This is a genomic window from Mariniphaga sp., assembly GCF_041687215.1.
Taxonomy (GTDB): Bacteria; Bacteroidota; Bacteroidia; order Bacteroidales; family Prolixibacteraceae; genus Mariniphaga.
In genome coordinates, this window is record NZ_JAWLCI010000025.1 from 1 (window position 1) to 2,615 (window position 2,615).

Sequence of the window (2,615 nt, forward strand, 5' to 3'; positions counted from 1 at the left end):
ACTGTTCCCTCGGCGTTGCTGTGCGAGCTTTGATATCCCATGAAGTTGTACCAATCTTCCTGCGCATATAAATCGCCAACAAACGAACGCCCATGCGGATGCAACGTAACCGGAGCATGATCAATTTCATTAAAAACACGTCGACCGATTTCTTTCCACTTCAGTTCCTGCTCGCTGAAATAGCGTCCGTCGCCTCCCAACGTCCACACCACATGGTTTCCCTGGTAGCGGGCCACAATATATTTTGCCAGCAAAACGGCTTCGTCAAGCGGGAGCGTATAGCCCGGGCTTAAATGCCGCCCTTCGCCGGTGGGAAGCGCCCATAAGATTACTGGCGACACCAACATTCCTTTGGCATTAACTTCATCAATTCGCTGGTCAATTCGTTTAAAAAAATCGGGATTAACACGAATGTAACCATTGCCCTCTATGGCTGTCAGTCCTTCTGCATTTTTATCGGCGCCACGCCATTCGGTAGTTACCAGTTGAATGGTATTGTAATGATTTGCTTTACGTTGATTCAGGTAGAACTCCCATTCCTCATCAGTGGATTTCAATGCCCCATTCCATGCCGTGCAGGCCAGCCAGAAGAATGGAGTACCGTCGTTGTACGAGAGGTAATATTTCCCCGGTTCGTGCCGGATAGCACCTTTTTTAAAAAGGGCATCATCGCCGGGATTTTCGACACAATTAAATTCTCCCTGCTGTTCATGCAAGCCTGTGTTTTCAGTGTCGGAGCAAATCGATTTCCAGGTCCATTTGCCTTTTTCATCAGGCATAAAGCGAATTTTCCAGTCGGTGCCACCGTCCCAGAAACCGTACACGGTTCTTGTTCGTCCCGATGGGGCGGTAAATGTTACTTTGAAATCCCGAACATCGTAAATGGGATTATTGTAGGTTTTGGAACTTTGGAGTTGAATTTCGTGTTTTGTCCAAACGGGCGTTTGCGCGGAAATAATTCCTGCAACTAAAATCAATAAAAAAGTTAAACCTTGTTTTTTCATTCGACTTTATAATTTTGAAATTTTGAATGCTTTATTTTTTCAGAACTCCCGGTTTTGAAAAATTTTTTGCTGCATCGTCGAGCACCAGCACCCAGTCGAAATTTTCTCCCACCCCGGGAGGTGTAAACGTGCGAACACCTTCATTCGAAAACCGCCCTATTTTCTGCACCTGACCGTTACGCGGACTGTACCACCAGGCCATCACTTTTTTACCGCTGATAACATCCATTCGCACTGTAAATGGTCTTCCAACCGGAGCATAAGCCATAGCATAAGAACCATCTGTTGCGCGGGTTGCAACAAACCGGTAGGACCCTGCACCCGGAACTGAGGTGGAAACATTATCGGGAACAATGATTGAATTATCGGGAATGCGATTCAAAAACGGACGGGATTCCATCAGTCGCCGTCCGAACTGCATTTGCCACGCTCCAGGCTGATCTATCGCTTCGTACCACGGCATAAGAGGAAAGTTCACCGGATTACGACCGGGCTGCCACATTTGCCAAACGGAGTGGTGACCGTAAGTGTGGCCAAATGCACCGCTGAACAAATTCCAGTAAAGCGGGCGCCGTACATCGGCAGAAATGGAATGTCCGAATTTTTTAGCATTAAACTCAATGGGATGATCTTCATAAATCGGTTCGCCGTCAATTACCGGTTTTACAGGAGTTCGGTTGTAATCGTTCAGCGTATTTTCGTAAACGCCTGTAAATCGTGGATTATGTCCGTTTTGGCGCATATTGAAATCGAGCCAGGCCTCGTCATGAAAATACTGAGCCGAGCCCTGTCCTCCCATTGGATGAAAGGTAACCAGGTGATTTCCGTTGTCACCTTTTCGAAGGCCCTGTGCCATGGCGCGCACAATCTGTCCGTGAACTTCCTCTTCCAGCGGACGGTCGCCACCTGCAATCCAGATGATGTTGGGAGAATCTTTATACCGTTTTCCTAAAATCTCACCAAAAACGGCAGCATTTTCAGGCGTAAAAATAACCGGACCAACTCCCCACTTTTTATTCCATTTATCGCCCCAGGTGGGAAGCAGGCCAACAAAAAGTCCTTTTTCTTCAGCTTTTTTTATAACCCAATCCACGTGTTGAAAGTAGGCTTCATTTATTTTTGTGGGATCGTTGTCAACCAAAGGTTTTTCGCCTTCGGCATTGGGCGTATTCAATCCGTCGAGTTCGGCCAAAACAACAGCCTGAATAACCGTAAAACCTTTTTCGCGGCGGTTTTTAAGGTACTTTTCTGTTTCTTCCTTACTCAGCCGGTGAAACAATTCCCACGCCGTGTCACCCAAATAAAAAAACGGTGTTCCGTCTTCAAAAACCAGAAAGCGGTTGTTATCGGATACCTTTAACTTTCCGTGAGAAAAATCAACTGAAGTGCCTTTCCATTTAATTTCTTGTGAATTAACAAAATAAGGCAAGCTGAACAGCATTAGAAAAAGTAGTGTCTTCATGTTTTAGTTTGAATAATTCTTACAACAGGTTCATTAAAATTATAGGAGTTTATTAATTTCGAAAAAAACAAACAGCTAAAAATAAACAAATATTATTTGAATTGTTGATTTATATAAAACCCTGCAATAACATTCCTTTATATTTTTTT

General features: G+C 44.6%; 2 protein-coding genes. Both read right to left on the minus strand.

Annotated features, from left to right (window positions below):
- A partial coding sequence (locus tag ACESMA_RS10475; protein WP_372948759.1) for a DUF4038 domain-containing protein occupies positions 1-1,004 on the minus strand: 1,004 nt, incomplete at its 3' end.
- Positions 1,005-1,035: 31 nt separating this feature from the next.
- Complete coding sequence (locus ACESMA_RS10480; protein WP_372948760.1) at positions 1,036-2,466, minus strand: glycoside hydrolase family 140 protein; 1,431 nt, start codon at positions 2,464-2,466, stop codon at positions 1,036-1,038.
- Positions 2,467-2,615 lie beyond the last annotated feature (149 nt).